This window comes from Qipengyuania sp. S6317L1 (genome assembly GCF_023015615.1).
In the GTDB taxonomy this organism is placed as follows: domain Bacteria; phylum Pseudomonadota; class Alphaproteobacteria; order Sphingomonadales; family Sphingomonadaceae; genus Erythrobacter.
Genome location: NZ_JALKAJ010000004.1, coordinates 136,199 through 153,767, shown reverse-complemented (window position 1 = coordinate 153,767; position 17,569 = coordinate 136,199). Strand labels below are relative to the sequence as shown.

General features: G+C 60.6%; 15 protein-coding genes. All 15 read left to right on the top strand.

Annotated features, from left to right (window positions below; translation table 11 throughout):
• Positions 1–46: 46 nt before the first annotated feature.
• The 15 genes from MWU38_RS09975 to ftsA are packed head-to-tail and all read left to right on the top strand — an operon-like array spanning position 47 to position 17,381.
• A complete protein-coding gene (locus tag MWU38_RS09975) occupies positions 47–562 on the top strand; it encodes an MraZ N-terminal domain-containing protein (RefSeq protein ID WP_247271663.1) in 516 nt (171 codons plus the stop codon).
• The gene (gene rsmH / locus MWU38_RS09970) at positions 559–1,500 is read left to right on the top strand and encodes a 16S rRNA (cytosine(1402)-N(4))-methyltransferase RsmH (protein ID WP_247271662.1); all 942 of its coding nucleotides are present in this window, start codon (positions 559–561) and stop codon (positions 1,498–1,500) included. Before MWU38_RS09975 ends, rsmH begins: the two co-directional genes overlap by 4 nt.
• Positions 1,497–2,063 carry a hypothetical protein gene (locus MWU38_RS09965; protein ID WP_247271661.1) on the top strand — a complete coding sequence of 189 codons (567 nt, stop codon included), beginning with the start codon at positions 1,497–1,499 and terminating at the stop codon, positions 2,061–2,063. The genes rsmH and MWU38_RS09965 overlap by 4 nt, the downstream gene beginning before the upstream one ends.
• Entirely contained in the window at positions 2,060–3,862 is a 1,803-nt protein-coding gene (locus tag MWU38_RS09960) for a penicillin-binding protein 2 (RefSeq protein ID WP_247271660.1), read from the top strand. The genes MWU38_RS09965 and MWU38_RS09960 overlap by 4 nt, the downstream gene beginning before the upstream one ends.
• On the top strand, positions 3,859–5,346 hold the full coding sequence (locus MWU38_RS09955) for a UDP-N-acetylmuramoyl-L-alanyl-D-glutamate--2,6-diaminopimelate ligase (protein WP_247271659.1): 1,488 nt from the start codon (positions 3,859–3,861) through the stop codon (positions 5,344–5,346). Before MWU38_RS09960 ends, MWU38_RS09955 begins: the two co-directional genes overlap by 4 nt.
• A complete protein-coding gene (murF, locus tag MWU38_RS09950) occupies positions 5,343–6,815 on the top strand; it encodes a UDP-N-acetylmuramoyl-tripeptide--D-alanyl-D-alanine ligase (RefSeq protein ID WP_247271658.1) in 1,473 nt (490 codons plus the stop codon). The genes MWU38_RS09955 and murF overlap by 4 nt, the downstream gene beginning before the upstream one ends.
• 20 nt (positions 6,816–6,835) lie before the next feature.
• Complete coding sequence (gene mraY / locus MWU38_RS09945) at positions 6,836–7,906, top strand: phospho-N-acetylmuramoyl-pentapeptide-transferase (RefSeq protein ID WP_247271657.1); 1,071 nt, start codon at positions 6,836–6,838, stop codon at positions 7,904–7,906.
• A 39-nt stretch (positions 7,907–7,945) separates the two neighbouring features.
• A complete protein-coding gene (gene murD, locus MWU38_RS09940) occupies positions 7,946–9,382 on the top strand; it encodes a UDP-N-acetylmuramoyl-L-alanine--D-glutamate ligase (protein WP_247271969.1) in 1,437 nt (478 codons plus the stop codon).
• Positions 9,379–10,620, top strand: coding sequence for a putative peptidoglycan glycosyltransferase FtsW (locus tag MWU38_RS09935; RefSeq protein WP_247271656.1), 1,242 nt, complete (start codon positions 9,379–9,381; stop codon positions 10,618–10,620). The genes murD and MWU38_RS09935 overlap by 4 nt, the downstream gene beginning before the upstream one ends.
• Positions 10,617–11,840, top strand: a complete 1,224-nt coding sequence (gene murG / locus MWU38_RS09930) for an undecaprenyldiphospho-muramoylpentapeptide beta-N-acetylglucosaminyltransferase (protein ID WP_247271655.1) — start codon at positions 10,617–10,619, stop codon at positions 11,838–11,840. Before MWU38_RS09935 ends, murG begins: the two co-directional genes overlap by 4 nt.
• Complete coding sequence (murC, locus tag MWU38_RS09925) at positions 11,837–13,264, top strand: UDP-N-acetylmuramate--L-alanine ligase (RefSeq protein WP_247271654.1); 1,428 nt, start codon at positions 11,837–11,839, stop codon at positions 13,262–13,264. Before murG ends, murC begins: the two co-directional genes overlap by 4 nt.
• Positions 13,261–14,166, top strand: coding sequence for a UDP-N-acetylmuramate dehydrogenase (gene murB / locus MWU38_RS09920; protein ID WP_247271653.1), 906 nt, complete (start codon positions 13,261–13,263; stop codon positions 14,164–14,166). The genes murC and murB overlap by 4 nt, the downstream gene beginning before the upstream one ends.
• The gene (locus tag MWU38_RS09915; protein ID WP_348646877.1) at positions 14,163–15,149 is read left to right on the top strand and encodes a D-alanine--D-alanine ligase; all 987 of its coding nucleotides are present in this window, start codon (positions 14,163–14,165) and stop codon (positions 15,147–15,149) included. The genes murB and MWU38_RS09915 overlap by 4 nt, the downstream gene beginning before the upstream one ends.
• Complete coding sequence (locus tag MWU38_RS09910; protein ID WP_247271652.1) at positions 15,142–16,044, top strand: FtsQ-type POTRA domain-containing protein; 903 nt, start codon at positions 15,142–15,144, stop codon at positions 16,042–16,044. The genes MWU38_RS09915 and MWU38_RS09910 overlap by 8 nt, the downstream gene beginning before the upstream one ends.
• Positions 16,044–17,381, top strand: a complete 1,338-nt coding sequence (gene ftsA, locus MWU38_RS09905) for a cell division protein FtsA (RefSeq protein WP_247271651.1) — start codon at positions 16,044–16,046, stop codon at positions 17,379–17,381. Before MWU38_RS09910 ends, ftsA begins: the two co-directional genes overlap by 1 nt.
• Positions 17,382–17,569 lie beyond the last annotated feature (188 nt).

Sequence of the window (17,569 nt, the reverse complement as noted above, 5' to 3'; positions counted from 1 at the left end):
CGTGACGGGATGCGTGAAGGAGGCTGGGTGGTCCTCTTCACGTTTTATGGAGTGGGTATTGGGCGTGTCAGGGGCACACAGATATAATGGTCAAGCCTATTCGCTTTCGGGCGATAAGGGCCGCTATGTCCTGCCGCCTGCTTTCCGCAAGGTCGTGAAAGAAAGCTCGGGCGGATCGAAGACCCTGTGTCTTGCCGTCCACGACCGCTACAACTGTCTCATCGGATTTGGCCTTTCTCACACTGACGGTTTCGACGATCAGATCGAGAAAGAGGAAGAGCGCGCAATCCGCCGTGGCGAGGATTTTGATCCCGACGCGCGCGCAGCCCAGCTTTATGGTTTCGAGCAGGTGCCTTTTGACGACAGTGGCCGCTTTGTGATGCCCGAAACCTTCCGCGATCTCGATCTGGCGGGCGATGGCCTCTATTTCCACGGAAGCGGTAAGTTTTTCATGGTGTGGAAGCCGGAAGAGCTCGAGCAGATGGGCAATGATTTCCGCGCAGCCAAGGCCTCGTGCAAATCGCAGATGGCTAAGGCTGAAGCGAAGGCGTCCAAGAAATGAACGCGCCGCATATCCCCGTCCTCCTTGATGAGGTGGTCGCCGGTCTGAACCCTGTGCCTGGCATGACCATCATCGACGCAACCTTCGGTGCGGGCGGCTATTCGCGGGCGCTCCTGAAAAAGGGAGCGCGCGTCTTCGGCTTTGATCGCGATCCCAACGCCATCCGTGACGGACAGGCGATGGTGGCCGAATTTGCGGGCGAGCTTTCGCTGCATCAGCAACGCTTTTCACAAATGCGTGAGGAGATGGAGCGTATCGGTGTGCCGCAAGTGGACGCGGTCGTCATGGATATCGGCGTTTCCTCGATGCAACTCGATCAGGAGGGGCGTGGCTTCTCATTCCAGTCGGACGGCCCGCTCGACATGCGCATGAGCCAGACCGGCGAAAGCGCTGCCGACTTCCTGAACACCGCCGACGAAGGCGCGATTGCCGATGTGCTTTACCATTACGGCGAAGAGCGCCAGTCGCGCCGGGTCGCGCGCGCGATCGTGGCGGCGCGTCCGCTTGAGACGACAGGCGATTTTGCCCGCGTGGTGCGCCGCGCTCTGGGCCACAAGCCGCACGACAAGAAAGATCCCGCCACCCGCTCCTTCCAGGCGGTGCGCATTCATGTGAACGATGAACTTGGCGAGCTTCGCGCGGGGCTCAAAGCCGCCGAAATGCTTCTTAAAGAGGGTGGAGTGCTCGCGGTGGTGAGCTTTCACAGCCTTGAGGATCGCGTGGTCAAACGTTTCTTCAAGGAGGCGAGCGGCGCAGGCAAGGCCGTCTCGCGCCATCTCCCCGGCGAAATCCCCGGACCCCCGCCTACTTTCGCAGGGGTGTCCAAAGCCATCCGCCCCAGCGCAGCCGAGATAGAGCGCAACCCCCGCGCCCGCTCCTCCACACTCCGACACGCCATCCGCACCTCAGCCCCCTCACACGAAGGAGCAGCCCTATGATCCCTAATGGTTCACGAGTTCGCCAGATCGGCTGGGTGGCGGTGCTTCTCGCGTGTGTTGCGCTGTTCGCGATCCTGAGCTTCCAGGTTCAGACCGTGAAGAGCGAAGTGCTGCTTGCAGAGCGCGAGATCGTCTCGCTCGAGCGGCAGGTTCTGATGCTTGAGACCGAGTTCCAGACACGCGCGAGCCAACGCCAGTTGGCGGAATGGAATACGATTGAGCTCGGCTATAAAGCGCCGCGCGCTGACCAGTACCTCGATAGCAATCGCCAGCTTGCCTCGCTCGGCCAGTCAGAAGGGCCCAACGCGCCAAGCCCCATTCGCGTCGCACGCGCCGAATTGTCGGCGGCAGATATGAGTGCCAACGATATGGTCTCGCCCATCACCGGCGCGCCGGTCACGCTGGCCTCAGTTGGAGCGAGCGAGGATGCAGGCGCCTTGTTTGCCGATGCCTTTGGTGAGTTCCTGACCGACGCATCGCCCATTCGGCCTGCCAACGCGCAAAATCCCGAAGGCTCCGCTTCGTCCGCGCCGGCCGTCGCATTTGCCGGGGCTGGACAATGAACACGCTGGCCCTTCAAGGAGGGCTCGGCAGCCTCACGGGAACAGGCGTTGAAACGCAGCCGCTCGTCGAGCCGCAAACTGCAAAGCCTGCGGGCCGCGTTCAGTCGGCTCGTCAACGCGCAGAATATCTGGTTACCGCCCGTTCGCGCCTCCTCCTTTTGCTGGGCTGCTTTGCGCTTGTCGCGGTGATCGCGCTCGTGCGGGTTGGCTATCTCGGATTTGTCGGGTCCGCCCCCAGCCAGCCGAGCCTGAGCGAAGCGCTTTTGCCTCCGCGCGGTGAAATCACCGACCGCAACGGCACGCCGCTCGCGCGCAATTTTCCTGCCTACGCGCTCTGGTTCAATCCCAAGGCAATGGGCGATGATGGAGCGCCGCTGGTGCAGGACCCTGCATCGGTCACTGCGCAATTGAAGACGATCTTCCCTGACATGGATGCTGCTCGCACCATGCGCATTCTCAAATCAGAGCGCGGCGGATATCTCCTTCGCCGCATCCTGCCAGAAGATGCCAACAAGGTGCTTGGGCTTGGCGAAATCGCCTTGGAAGTGCCGCGCGAATTTGACCGCCACTATCCGCAAGGCGCGCTGGGGGCGCACGTGCTCGGCTATGTTCGCGAAAACGAAGAAGGTCGAAACGAGGGCGCCTTCGGCATGGAGCAGGTCCTCGACGAACAGCTTGCCAGCCGCGAACTACGCGGTGAGCCGGTCCCGCTTTCGATTGACCTGCGCGTTCAGGGCGCGCTCGAGGATGAGCTTGGCAAGGGCATGCTCGCAACCGATGCGAAGGGCGCAGCGGGCATCGTGCTTGACGTTGATACGGGCGAAGTCCTGGCGATGGCATCGTTGCCAGCGTTTGACCCCAATCTTTCCGATGCCCACGCCTCGGCCAATATTGCGAACCGTGTGAGCAACCGCGTTTATGAACTCGGCTCCACCTTCAAGCCAATCACCGTCGCTGCTGCCATTGATGCTGGCGTTGTGCGCAATATGGGCAAGCAGTGGAATGCCACTGATGTCGAGATTGCCGGGCGCAAGATCCGTGATCTGAAGCCGTATGGCACGTCGCTCAATGTGCCGAAAAGCCTCGTGGTCTCGTCAAATACCGTGACGGCGCGGGTTGCGGATGAGTTGGGCGAAGAAAAGTTGCGGCAGGTTATGAAGGACCTCCAGATGGACGGGCGCCCGACAATTGATCTGCAAGAGCGTTCCATGCCGCTTTGGCCCGAGGAATTGCCGAATGGCAAATGGTCACGCATCACCAATATGACGGTGAGTTATGGCCACGGGATCGCGGTGACGCCGTTGCACCTTGCCAACGCCTATGCTGCGATGGTCAATGGCGGAATCTGGCGCCCTGCCACCTTGCGCAAGATTGAGCCGGGCGCTGCCCCCAAGGGTAAGCGTGTGTTCAAGGCCTCCACGTCATCGCGTATGCGTCAGCTTTTGCGGATGATCGCGCTCTACGGGACAGGCCGCAGTGCCGATGCACCGGGTTACCGAGTAGGCGGGAAGACAGGATCTGCGGAAAAAGCAGGGCGCGGAGGCTATCGCCAGACGTCGCTCATCACGACCTTCGCGGCCGCTTTTCCGATGGACCGCCCGCGCTTTGTGGTGGTGACGCTTCTTGATGAACCACGCGGCACAATGGCTGCGAGTGCACAGCGTACCGCTGCGTTTAACGCAGCCCCTATCGTCAAGGAGCTGGTGCCGCGGATCGGCCCGATGCTGGGCGTCAGACCCGATGCCAACCGCGACGTCGATATTTCAGACCTGCGCTATCTGGTGGAGGGCCGCCGGTGAAGCTCAAGCAACTCCTGGAACAATTGGGACGCGAGACTGGCGGCATCGAAGATGCCGCCGTCACTGGTTTTGCAATTGACCATCGCAAAGTGGCTCCTGGCACTGTGTTCGGCGCGTTTCGCGGCGCGAAGTTCAATGCCGAGGACTTTATCCCTGCTGCAATCGAGGCGGGTGCCATCGCGGTGATCGCATCGGGCGAAGCAGCGGTGGAAGGCGCAATTCATATTGTCAGCGATGAGCCGCGCCAAACCTTCGCCCACGCCGCCGCGACATTCTTCACGCCTATCCCTGAAACGGTGGTCGCGGTCACCGGCACCAACGGGAAGACCAGCGTCTCGGAAATGACGCGCCAGATCTGGCGCATGTGCGGCGAGCGCGCGGCAAGCATCGGAACGCTTGGCGTGACGACGCCCGATGGCAGCGTCTCCACCGGGCTCACCACGCCCGATATCGTCACTTTTCTGAGCAATATGAGCGGCCTCGCACGCGAAGGCGTGACGCATGTCGCTTACGAAGCATCCAGCCATGGCCTCTGGCAGTTTCGTAATGAAGGATTGCGCGTAAAAGCAGGGGCCTTCACCAATCTCAGCCGCGATCATCTCGACTATCACGGCACGATGGAAGAGTATTTTGCCGCCAAGATGCGGCTTTTCACCGAAGTCGTCGAAGAGGACGGCCATGCGGTAATCTGGCACGGTGCGGACGACAGCGAGTGGACCCAAAACGCAACGCAGATCGCGAAAAAACGTGGTCTGAAAGTCTTTACGGTAGGCGATAAGGGCGAGCACACCCGCCTTCTATCGCGCGAGGCGACCCAGCTTGGCCAAGTTCTCAAGGTCGAGCACAGTGGCGAAGTCCGCACATTCAAACTCCCGCTGATCGGCGCGTATCAGGTCGCCAATGCGCTTGTTTCGGCCGGCCTCGCCATCGTGAGCGGGGCGAAGGTTTCGCAGGTTTTTGACGCGGTATCACGCCTTCAACCGGTGCGCGGCCGCTTGGAGCGCGCGTGCATCACCGCAACCGGTGCGCCAGCTTACATCGACTACGCGCATACGCCCGACGCACTTGAAGCAGCCATTGCGGCTTTGCGCCCTCATGTGGGGGCAGACGGGCGCCTGATCGTGGTATTCGGCGCTGGTGGGGACCGGGATACGGGCAAGCGCGGCCCTATGGGCGAGGTGGCGGCAAAATCTGCCGATGTGGTGATTGTCACTGATGACAACCCACGCGGCGAAGAGCCTGCGGATATCCGCCGCGCGGTGCTTGAGGGCGCTGGCCAACAGGCCCATGTGCGTGAGGTAGCAGGTCGGCGCGAAGCCATCCTCGCCGCCATCCGCGAAGCAGGGGCAAACGACATCATTCTCATCGCCGGAAAAGGTCATGAGCAAGGACAGATAATCGGGTCTGGAGACAAAATGCAGATACTGCCGTTTGACGACGTGGAAGTGGCGCGCGAGTGCGCGGCGCACGAGGTTGCCCAATGAGCACACCCCATGCACTTTTACGCCAATGGCCCGCTGAACCGCGCGATGCTCTGCCACTTGCGCTTTGGGACGCAGCCGCAATCGAGGCGGCGACAGGCGGCAAAGCCACGCACCAGTTCCAGGCGTCGGGCATCGAAATGGACAGCCGCGATTGTCGCCCGGGCGATGTGTTCGTGGCGCTCAAGGGCGAGGCTATGGACGGGCACAAATTCTTGCCCGCAGCCTTTGCTAAAGGCGCTGTCGCGGCGATTGTCGATCGGCCGGTGGATTTCCCGCATGTGCTCGTTGAAGACACCACCAACGCGCTACACGCGCTGGCCCGCGCTGCGCGTGATCGCGGCAATGCCGTGCGTATCGGTGTGACGGGGTCGGTTGGCAAAACCGGTGTTAAAGAGGCTATCTTTGCCTCGCTTGACCGTTCCAGCCGCGGCGCGGCGCACCGTTCAGTGCGCAGCTACAACAATCATGTCGGCGTGCCTTTGAGCCTCGCCCGGCTGCCTGCACGTGCAAAGTATGGCGTGTTCGAGATGGGCATGAACCATGAGGGCGAAATCGCGCCTCTGTCGGCTCATGTGCGGCCGCACGTCGCGCTAATCACCACGATTGCGCCCGCTCACATCGAGAATTTGGGTTCGTTGGAAGCCATTGCCGATGAAAAGAGCCAGATTTTTACAGGGCTGATGCCCGGTGGCACGGCAATCATTCCGGCGGACAGTGATCTAGCCCCGCGCATGATTGCCAACGCGCAAGCCATGGGCGTTAAGATTGTAACCTTCGGTCGCCGCGAAGATGCCGATGTACGACTGCTCGACGCAATACCAAGCGACAATGGCGGCTCAATGGTCACAGCGCAGCTTGGCTCAGGTGAGGGTAGCGCAAGGGTGTGCTTCACCGTCGCAGAACCCGGCGAACACTGGATCGCCAACTCACTAGGCGTGATCGCAGCGGTGCGCGCGGCGGGCGGTGATCTTGGCGCAGCAGGCTTGGCCCTCGCCGAGATGGGCGGGCTCAAGGGGCGCGGCGCAAGACACAACATCGATGTCCCCGGAGGCACGGCTCTGCTCATTGATGAAAGCTACAACGCCAATCCCGCTTCGATGCGCGCGACCTTGAAGGCGCTTGGCGCGACCCCTGCGCTCAGGCGCGTCGCAGTGCTTGGTTCGATGAAGGAGTTGGGTGATTTCGGGCCCGATTTCCATCGCCAACTGGCGCAGCCGCTGGCCCAAGAGGGTATCGACCATGCGATCCTCGTAGGTGAGGAGATGCGGGCGCTCGCTGGAGAACTCGCCCGCTCTGCTGCAAATTCGCTTGGCTTCAAGCCCACTTTCGACCAATGCGACACCCCCGCCGAAGCGATTGAGGCGCTGGAAGCATTTGGCCTGACGCATGGCGACACTGTGCTGGTCAAAGGCTCCAACTCCGTTGGGCTCGGCAGGCTTGTCTCACACTATACGAGGTCGCCCGGTTAGGGGCCGCAAGAGGGATCTGGATGCTCTATTGGATCGCAGACATTTTGGGATTTGAGGGCGCACTCAATTTGGTGCGTTATCAAACGTTTCGCTTTGGCGCGGCGTTGATGACGGCGCTCTTCCTTGGCCTGATTATCGGACCTCGCATGATCAACATGCTGCGTGTGCGCCAAGGTAAGGGGCAGCCAATTCGCGAAGACGGGCCGCAAAGCCACCTTGCCAAGCGCGGTACACCGACAATGGGTGGTTTGCTGATTCTCGTGAGCCTGGTGGTATCGCTCCTGATCTGGATGGATTTGACCAACCCCTTCGTGTGGGCATGTCTTGCGGTCACTTTGGGCTTTGGGATCATTGGCTTCATCGATGATTACGACAAGGTCACCAAGAACAGCCACGCAGGCCTTTCCGGGCGTGTCCGGCTTTTGCTGGAATTCGCCGTTGCGGGCCTTGCGAGCTACATTATCGTCGGTCAGATCAACACCAATCTCTACATCCCCTTCTTCTCCTTCGTCGAGATCCCGCTGGGGCCGTTCTATTACGTTTTTGCTGCTTTCGTGATGGTGGGCGCAGGGAACGCTGTGAACCTTACCGACGGCCTCGATGGGCTTGCCATCATGCCTGTCATCATCGCAAGCGGCACCTTTGCCATCATCGCCTATCTCGTCGGGCGTCCCGACTTCTCGGAATATCTCGGTATCCCCCATGTCGCAGGGGCCGGGGAACTGGTCGTCTTTTGTGCAGCGATTATGGGCGGGGGTCTCGCCTTCCTGTGGTTCAACGCGCCGCCTGCAGCGGTATTCATGGGCGACACGGGAAGCCTCGCGCTTGGCGGCGCTTTGGGCGCGATTGCGGTCGCATCCCACCACGAAGTCGTGCTCGCCATCGTCGGCGGTCTCTTCGTCCTCGAGGCGGTTTCAGTCATCGTTCAAGTCTTCTGGTTCAAGCGCACGGGTAAGCGGGTATTCCGCATGGCGCCGATCCACCACCATTTCGAGCAACTCGGCTGGTCAGAAAGCAAGGTCGTGATCCGTTTCTGGATCATCGCCATCGTGCTTGCTCTGATCGGACTTTCGACCCTCAAATTGAGATAACCCTGCAACCCTTTAGTTGATGAAACACCTGCGTAAGTGATCATTTCGAAAAACGCCTTTTCCAACAAATCCTACAGCGTGCTCGGCCTCGCGCGCTCGGGCGCGGCTGCGGCTGAAGCCCTGTTGGAAAGCGGCGCGAAAGTCACTGTTTGGGATCGCCAGGACGTGGCCCGCGCACCGTTCGAGGGGCGCTGCGACATTGCCGATCCGCTTCAAATGGATTTGACCGGCTTCGATGGCCTCGTGGTTTCGCCCGGAGTGCCGCTCAACACCCATCCGATCACGCAGCACGCGGCCAAATTCGGCGTGCCGATCATCGGCGATATCGAACTGTTCGCACTTGCCCGGCCCGACCTTCCTCCCCATCGCGTTGTTGGCGTGACGGGCACGAATGGCAAATCGACCACAGTGGCGCTCATCCACCATATCCTGACGATGGCGGGGCTTCCCTCAGTGCTCGGCGGCAACATTGGCGAACCGATCATGGCGCAAGAGCCGCTTCACCCCAATGAAGCGGCTGCCCTCAAAGATAATAGGGGCGTCTATGTGCTTGAGCTTTCAAGCTATCAGATTGACCTCACCGCAAGCCTCGATTGCGAGGCGGCGGCGCTTACCAATATCACGCCCGATCACCTTGACCGCTATGATGGCTTTGCCGCCTATGCCGCGTCGAAAGAGCGGTTGTTCGCGATGCAATCGGCTGAACACCTCGCCGTTTTCGGTTCGCTCGAAGAGCCCGCGCGCGCAATCTACGAACGCCAAGTCGCCAGCCGCGATCAGGGCCGCAAACAGGGCCGCGCGCTTGCAGTCGATTGGGAAGCATTGAAAGCTCTCCAGTCTCAATGGCCATCGCTGCAAGGCCCGCACAATCTTGAAAATGTCGCGGTTGCTGTCGCTATCGTCGAAGAACTCGGGGTGACCAGCGCCCAATGGCAACACGCGCTCCCGCGTTTTCGCAGCCTGCCGCACCGGATGGAACTGGTGTGCGAGGAGCATGGCGTCGTCTTTATCAATGACAGCAAGGCGACCAACACCGCCTCAACCGCTCCGGCGCTCGCCGCCTATCCGCCCCAGATGCAGATCCGCTATGCCGCACCGCGTGTCCACTGGATCGTGGGCGGGCTCGCCAAAGAAGACGGCCTTGGCGAATGCGAGGCGCAACTCTCGAATGTCGCGGCGGCTTACACGATTGGTGAGGCCGGCCCACGCTTTGGCGAATTGCTGCGGGGTAAAGTTGCACAGGTCCACGATTGCGAACTGGTGTGCGAAGCGGTGCGCCGCGCGCGCGAGGCGGCACAGCCGGGTGATGTGATCCTGTTCTCACCGGCCTGCGCGAGTTTCGACCAGTTTCGCGACTACGAAAACCGGGGTGACCATTTCCGCAAGCTGGTGGGCGTGATCGCGGAAGCAGGCGACTGCGAACCTGCCGCGTGCCCCAACACCGACGACGATTACATCAAGGGGGATATCGCATGAGCATTTCAGGACGGCCTCCGGGTCTGAATTCCGTGCGGGGCGATGCGCGCTTTCATGCTCCTGTAGCGGTGCGCCGCGGCTTTGGTGACCGCGTTCTTATTTGGTGGCGAGAAATCGACAAATGGCTGCTTGGCATGGTGCTATTCCTGATGGTGATCGGCACGATTGCTGTGGCCTCGGCATCTCCTGCGGGTGGGAAGCAATACGGGATCGACGATTTCGCCTTTTTCCAGCGCCACATCGCCTTTCAGCTTATGGGCCTGGCGATCATGCTTGGCGTCTCCTTCGTCAGCCGCGAGGACGCGCGAAGACTGGGTATTGTGCTCGCCGTGGTAATGTTGTTCCTGCTTCTGCTGGTGCCGATCTTCGGGTTTGAAAGGAACGGGGCGAAACGCTGGCTCAATGTCGGCATGTCATTGCAGCCGTCCGAATTTTTGAAACCCGGCTTTGCGATCCTGCTTGCGTGGATGCTTTCGTGGCGGATGCGCGATGAGAGCTTGCCCGTGCTGGGCTATGCGACGCTTGCCATGGTGCTCGTCGCAGCGCTCTTGATGCTGCAACCCAATCTTGGCGCGACTATCCTTTTTGCAGGGGTCTGGTTTGTGCTCGTGCTGTTGTCGGGCGTGTCGCTGTTGCGCATGGGCGCTCTGGTGGCAGGCGGCGTGGCTATGATGACTGCTGCCTATTTTCTCTATGACAATGCGCGCTATCGCATCGACAGCTTCCTTGGCGGGGGCACGGCCTATGACCAGGTTTATCTCGCTGAACGCACGCTAACCGCTGGGGGCTGGACAGGTAGCGGGCTGTGGCTCGGCACGCGCAAGATGAACCTGCCCGAAGCGCACACCGACTACATCTTCTCGGTCATCGGGGAGGAGTTCGGTCTTCTTGCATGCGCCGCGATCCTCATTCTCTATGTCGCCATCATCGGGCGCGCATTGGTGCGGCTGGTGAACGAGGAAAATCTCTTTGCGCTGCTCGCTGGCGCAGGGCTTGCGGCGCTTCTCGGTGGACAGGCATTCATCAATATGGCGGTGAACCTGCAACTGTTCCCGTCCAAGGGCATGACCTTGCCGCTGGTAAGTTATGGGGGATCATCGACGCTCGCGATTTGCCTTACCTGCGGGCTGCTTTTAGCGATTACCCGTCGTAACCCATTCCTCGAGCGTGACCGGCCGGGCCTTAAGGATCTGCTCGGGCGCTCAGGGAAAAGAGCAAGGCCCAAAGCTTTCCTATGAGCACCCAGTCAACACCCGCAGGAGCTAGCCGCCATTTTGTCCTCGCCGCAGGAGGAACCGGAGGACACTTGATCCCGGCCTTCGCGCTCGCTGAGGAACTGCACGCGCGCGGGCATCATGTGGCGTTGATCACCGATGAACGCGGCGCGAATATTCCGGGCAAGCCCGAGTTTCTGACCACGCACGTTCTGCCCGCCGGGCGCTTTGGCAAGAACCCGCTGAAGTGGTTTGCAGGTTTCAAGGCGGTGCGCGAAGGGCGCAATATGGCGCTTCGTCTGTTCGATGCAGTCGACCCTACTGCAATCATCGGTTTTGGCGGCTATCCCGCATTTCCGGCCTTGCTCGCGGCGCGCTCTGCCAATCTGCTGAGCGTTGTGCATGAACAGAACGCGGTTCTGGGGCGGGTCAATCGCCTGCTTGCCGGCGGGGTTGAAGCCATCGCTACTTCCTATCCCGATGTTCAGCGATTGAAGCCCAAATATGCCAACAAGGTCCATCTGGTCGGCAATCCGGTGCGCGAAGAAGTGCTCGCGCTGCGCGACGAAGATTTCCCCGTGCTCACCGAAGAAGGGCTCTTGCGCGTCCTCATAACCGGCGGCTCACAAGGGGCGAGCGTTCTTTCCGAAGTGGTTCCCGACGGCCTTGCCATGCTTCCACCGGTGCTGCGCTCCCGGCTTCAGGTGACGCAGCAATGCCGTCCCGAAGACCTCGACAAGGTGCGCGAACGATACGCCAATCACGATATTCCCGCTGAACTGGGCACGTATTTTGAGGATATGCACGAGCGGCTGGCGGATACGCACCTGTTCATCGGGCGGGCGGGCGCTTCGACCATTGCCGAGCTGACCGCTGTTGGTCGCCCGGCGATCCTCATCCCGCTGCCGATAGCGACAGACGACCATCAGGCAGCGAACACCGCTGAAATCGTGAAGGCAGGCGGGGCGCGGATGATCCGGCAGGAGAAGTTCACGCCCAAGGAACTGGCCAAACAGATACAGGCTCTTGCGCAAAATCCCGGCAGCCTTGCCAATGCAGCGCATGGCGCGTGGAACTGTGGCCGTCCCAAGGCCGCAAAAGACCTGGCGGACCTTGTCGAGAGCATGGGTGGTATCGATTTGATGGATGTTATCCGCGTGGGCGAGGGCGCCCCTAAAGCTGCCGCGGTTGCAACCAAGGCGCAGCCTGCCAACTGCGAAAGCAATGAGGACGCCGCAGCATGAAGGGCGTTGGCACAGACATAGGAACCATCCATTTCGTCGGTATCGGCGGGATTGGTATGTCCGGCATCGCAGAGGTGATGCACAATCTGGGATATTCCGTCCAAGGTAGCGACCTTGCCGAGGGGCCGAGCGTAGAGCGACTTAGAAATCGCGGGATCACTGTCCACATCGGGCACGCCAGGGAAAATGTCGAAGGTTCGGCGGTTGTGGTTACATCGACCGCCGTTCGCCGGACAAATCCCGAAGTCGCCTGCGCTCTTGAACAGCGCATACCCGTTGTGCGCCGCGCCGAAATGCTTGCCGAACTCATGCGGCTCAAATCCACCGTTGCAGTGGCGGGGACGCACGGCAAGACGACAACGACCAGCATGATCGCGAGCCTTCTCGATCAGGGCAAGATCGACCCCACGGTCATCAATGGCGGCATCATCGAGCAATATGGCTCGAACGCGCGTCTGGGTGATAGCGATTGGATGGTGGTCGAAGCGGACGAAAGCGACGGAAGCTTCCTGCGCCTCGATGGGACGATCGCAGTCGTCACCAATATCGACCCCGAACACCTCGACCACTACGGCGATTTCGACGGGGTTAAGCGCGCGTTCGTGGAGTTCATTCACAACGTGCCCTTCTATGGCGCAGCGATCTTGTGTGTGGACCACCCGGAGGTTCAGGCCGTCATCGGAGAAGTGCGCGACCGCAAGGTTGTGACCTATGGCTTCTCGCTTCAGGCGGACATCTGCGGCGTAAACGTGCGCCCGAATGAAGGTGGCAACACGTTCGATGTCATTGTGCGCCAGCGCGGTGAAGAAGATCGCCGGATCGAAGGCGTCCACCTGCCGATGCCCGGTCGCCACAATGTCCAGAACGCGCTCGCTGCGATTGCTGTTGCGGTGGAAATGGGCTGTCCCGATGACGTTATTCGCGATGGCTTTGGCAGTTTTAGCGGGGTGCGCCGCCGCTTCACCAAGGTCGGCGAAGTGGAGCTTGAAGGCGGCTCGGTTGCTGTGATCGACGACTATGCCCACCACCCGGTGGAAATCCGCGCGGTGCTCGGCGCGGCACGCGAAGCTGTCCCTGATGGCCGCGTGATCGCGGTTGCACAGCCCCACCGCTATACGCGCCTTCGCGATCTGATGGATGACTTCCAAAGTTGCTTCAACGAGGCAGATATCGTCTTTGTCACTCCGGTCTATGAAGCGGGCGAAGATCCGATCGAGGGCATCGACGCGCAGGCGCTTGCAGCGGGCCTGAAATCGCGCGGACACCGTTCTGCCCACACCACAGCCAGCCATAGCGAACTTGCAGCGACGCTTGCTGACGAAATTTTACCCGGAGATATCATCGTATGCCTTGGGGCTGGGGATATCACCAAATGGGCAGCTACTCTTGGCGAGGCAATTAGTGTGCAGAAGGGGGCGCAATGACACATTCATCCCCCGCTGAGCTCGCCAATACCGTGCGCGGCAAACTCACCGCCGATGCACCGCTTGCCAAACACGTTTGGTTCAAAAGCGGCGGCAAGGCGGATTGGTTGTTTGAACCGGCCGATCTCGACGACCTCAAGACCTTCCTTGAAGCACTCGATCCCAGCGTGCCGGTCATGCCACTGGGCGTCGGCTCGAACATGATTATCCGCGATGGCGGCGTGCCGGGTGTGGTGATCAAGCTGGGCGCACCCTTCGCCGAGGTCAAAGTCACCGGCGACACCACGATCCAGGCGGGCGCTTTTGCCCCTGTCAGTGTTCTGGCAAGGCGTGCAGCGAAGGCCGGGATTGATGGACTGCGTTTCTTCATCGGCATTCCCGGCTCGGTCGGCGGTGTGACCAAAATGAATGGCGGATGCTATGGCCGCGAAACCTGCGATGTGCTGGTCGATTGCGACGTTATTCTGCCTGGCGGCGAGTTCAAAACGCTCACCAATGCCGACCTTGAATATTCCTACCGCCATTCGGCTTTGCCCGAAGGCGCGGTGGTGGTTGCCGTGCGTTTTGAAGGCTTCCCCGGCGATCCGGAAGAGATCAAGGCAGACATGGCGCGCATCTCCAGCCAGCGCAAGGAAAGCCAGCCCATCGGTTCGATGACGGGTGGCTCGACTTTCAAGAACCCTGAAGGCCATTCGAGCTGGAAGCTGATCGACGATGCCGGCTTACGCGGTTTCACCCACGGCGGGGCACAGGTCAGCGACAAGCACTGCAACTTTCTGATCAACACAGGCAATGCGACCTCAACCGAGATCGAGGAATTGGGCGAGCTGGTGCGCGAGAAGGTAAAAGGGAATTCAGGCATTCAACTGGAGTGGGAAATCCGCCGGGTAGGGCGGTCGTGAACCCGCCAAAGGATCCTCTGCACGTCGTCGTCCTGATGGGCGGCTGGGCCAATGAGCGTGAGGTGTCGCTCATGTCGGGAGCAGGCGTTGCCGATGCGCTTGAAATGAATGGCCACCGCGTCACGCAAATAGACTTGGATCGCGATGTGGCGGCCAAGATTGCAGCGGCCAAGCCCGATGTCGTCTTCAATGCGCTCCACGGTGTTCCGGGCGAGGATGGCAGCGTTCAAGGCATGCTCGACCTGATGGGTATCGCCTACACGCACTCTGGTCTTGCGACCTCGGTCATCGCCATCGACAAACAGCTCACCAAACAGGCGCTCACCCCGCATGGTATCCCGATGCCCGGTGGCCGGATTGTGCGTTGTGAAGAACTTTACGAACGTGATCCGCTGCCGCGCCCTTACGTGCTCAAGCCCGTCAACGAAGGCTCTTCGGTGGGCGTCGCGATTGTCACTGAAGATTCCAATGTCGGCAATCCGATTGCCCGCGATGCCAAAGGGCCGTGGCAGGAATTTGACGAGCTTCTCGCCGAGCCCTTCATCAAGGGGCGCGAGCTGACGACCGCCGTGATTGACGGGGCATCAGGTCCCAGGGCTCTGGGTGTTACAGAACTCATCGTCGAAAACGGCTTCTACGATTACGAGAACAAATACACCGAGGGGCGCACCCAGCATGTATGTCCGGCAAAGATCCCGCAAGAGATCGCCGCGCTGTGCGAAGAATATGCGGTGAAAGCGCACACGGTGCTCGGCTGCCACGGGACCAGCCGAACCGATTATCGCTGGGACGAGGAGCAAGGCGAAGAGGGCCTATTCGTCCTCGAAACCAACACGCAGCCCGGCATGACCCCGCTAAGCCTGGTGCCAGAGCAGGCGCGCCATGCCGATATCGGATATGCCGAACTCGTCGAACTTATCGTGATGGAAGCGCTCCGCGTGCACAAAGGCAAATTCAAGCGATTGGAGGACGCGCGTGGCTAAGATTACGCGTTCATCAAGCAAAGGCGTGCGCCGCGCTGCGAAGTCACAAAGCCGCGCGGCCACCGCGCGCCGCGCAAAGGCGAAGACCGGCGGCATCCTTGATACCGTTATGGGCTGGCTCCCCTTCACCGAGGAGCAGTGGAGCACAATCTGGCTCACCCTGATCATCGGCGGCGCTGTCGGCCTTGCGTTTGTGATTGCCAACCTGGCTGGCGTTCCGGCGATGGCAAAAACGCAAGTGGCATTGATCGCATCGGATGCAGGCTTCGAGGTCAAGCACGTGCGTGTCACCGGCACCAGCCGCATGGACGAACGCGAAGTGTATGCCCGTGCGCTGGCGCAGCAGAACCGCCCGATGCCCACCGTCGAGCTTGAGGCCCTGCGCGAGGACCTGCGCTCGTTGCCCTGGGTGAAAGACGCGCGCGTCTCGATCCAGCTACCCTCGACGCTTGCGATCGACATTGTCGAGCGTGAATCTCACGCTGTGCTTGAGAAGCCTGATCGCCTGATGCTGATTGATGCAGAGGGGGTCGAGCTTGGACCGGTGGCCGAGGATAAGGCAGCGGGTAAAATGCGCATCAAGGGGCCGGGCGCTGCCAAGCAGGTCGCGCCGCTTGAAACCCTGCTTGCGGTGGCTCCTGCGCTTGGGCCGCAAATCGAGTCAGCCGAATGGGTTGGCAATCGCCGCTGGAACCTTGAATTCAAGAGCGGGCAGAAGCTTGCCTTGCCAGAAGGCGCAGAGCCATCGGCCACCGCGCTCGTCAAATTTGCGCGCATGGATGGTCAGAACCGTTTGATTGGCGGTCAGGTTGCAACCTTCGACATGCGCAGCCCTCCACGCGTATACATGCGAGTGCCGGGCCGTGCCGATGCTGTTGAAATGGGGAGTCCATAATGACTAAAACCAAATCCACTCCCAAATTCACCGCCAATAAGGCGCGCCTGACTAAGGTTTTTGGCGCGGTCAACGTCGGCTCATTCCGCATCTCGGCCATGATCATGGGTGAAACCGAAACGGGCGAGCTTGTGGTGCTGGGCTCCGGCCACCGGGCCAGCAACGGGGTCAAGCGCGGCTATATCACCGATATGAAGGCGGCGACCTATGCCATCCGTGATGCGGTTGAGCGCGCGGAAAAGAACGCAGGGACCAGCATCCAGAGTGTGTGGATCGCATGTGCGGGCGCCGGGCTCAAAAGCGACATCACCAAGGTCGAAATCGACATCGGCGGTCGCCGCATCGAAGAAGAAGATATCGAACAACTACTGTTCGATGCGCAAGGGATGATTGACCCCAACGGGCACAGCGTCCTTCACGCAATTCCGGCGCACTACACTCTTGACGGCGCGCACGGGGTGGCGAACCCGCTTGGGCTTCACGCAGAGCAATTGGGCGTCGATATTCACGTCATGCTCGCTGATGGTGCGCCCGTCAGAAACCTGATGGAGGCGGTGCAGAGCGCGCACCTTGATGTCGAAGCCGTCGTGGCCGCACCGCTCGCATCGGGTTATGCCTGCCTCACCGAAGAGGAGCGCGATCTGGGCGTTGCATTGGTAGAGATCGGTTCGGACGTCACCAATGTTTCCGTTTTCGCAGGGGGCATGCTGGTCGGCCTTCGCGCCATTGCGCTCGGCTCTGGCGATATCACCGACGCGGTGGCGAGCGCATTTGGTATCCGTCGTTTTCAGGCCGAGCGTCTGAAGTGCGTTTCGGGTTCGGCCATCGCTTCGCCAAGCGATCACCGCGAAATGATCCCGGTGCACGGCCCCAATGAAGCCGAGCCCGGCGCGCCCAGCACATCGAATGCGCGCGGTGCCGATGACAAGAACCGGATTGCGCGCGCTGAATTGATTTCGGTTATCACCGGGAGCCAGTCACAGCTGATGGGCGAGATCGGCAAGGCGCTCAAAGAGCTTGGCTTTGCAGGCGTTCGCGGTGGGCAAGTGGTCCTCACCGGTGGCGGGGCAGAGCTTGCAGGGCTCGCAGAATTCGCGCAAAGCGCGCTTGCGATGCCCGTTCGCATCGGACGCGCTTCCGCGCTTACGGGTTTACCCGAGGCGCACGCCACACCCGGATTTTCCGGACTTGCGGGACTATGTCTCTACGCAGCCGCCGATCCGGTCGACATCAGAGCCGTCGGAGCCCGCTATGGCGAGGTTCATGATTTCGGCGGTTCGGTAAACCTGTTCGCAGGTCTTTCGCGGCTATGGCGGGCGTTGAAAGAGAATTTTTAAGAGAGTTTTGGCCATTGGCGTTTGCTTTCAGAGCGCCGATCGCCAAATGAACGACTTGAATAAGTAGACTTCCGCAATGCCCACTGTGGATAAGGAAGCGTTAAGTATAACCTACACATCACGAATGTGTCACAGAAGTCTAACCTTGCGCCAGAAGTGCACATTTGGGGCTGCAAGGTCTGGAGGAT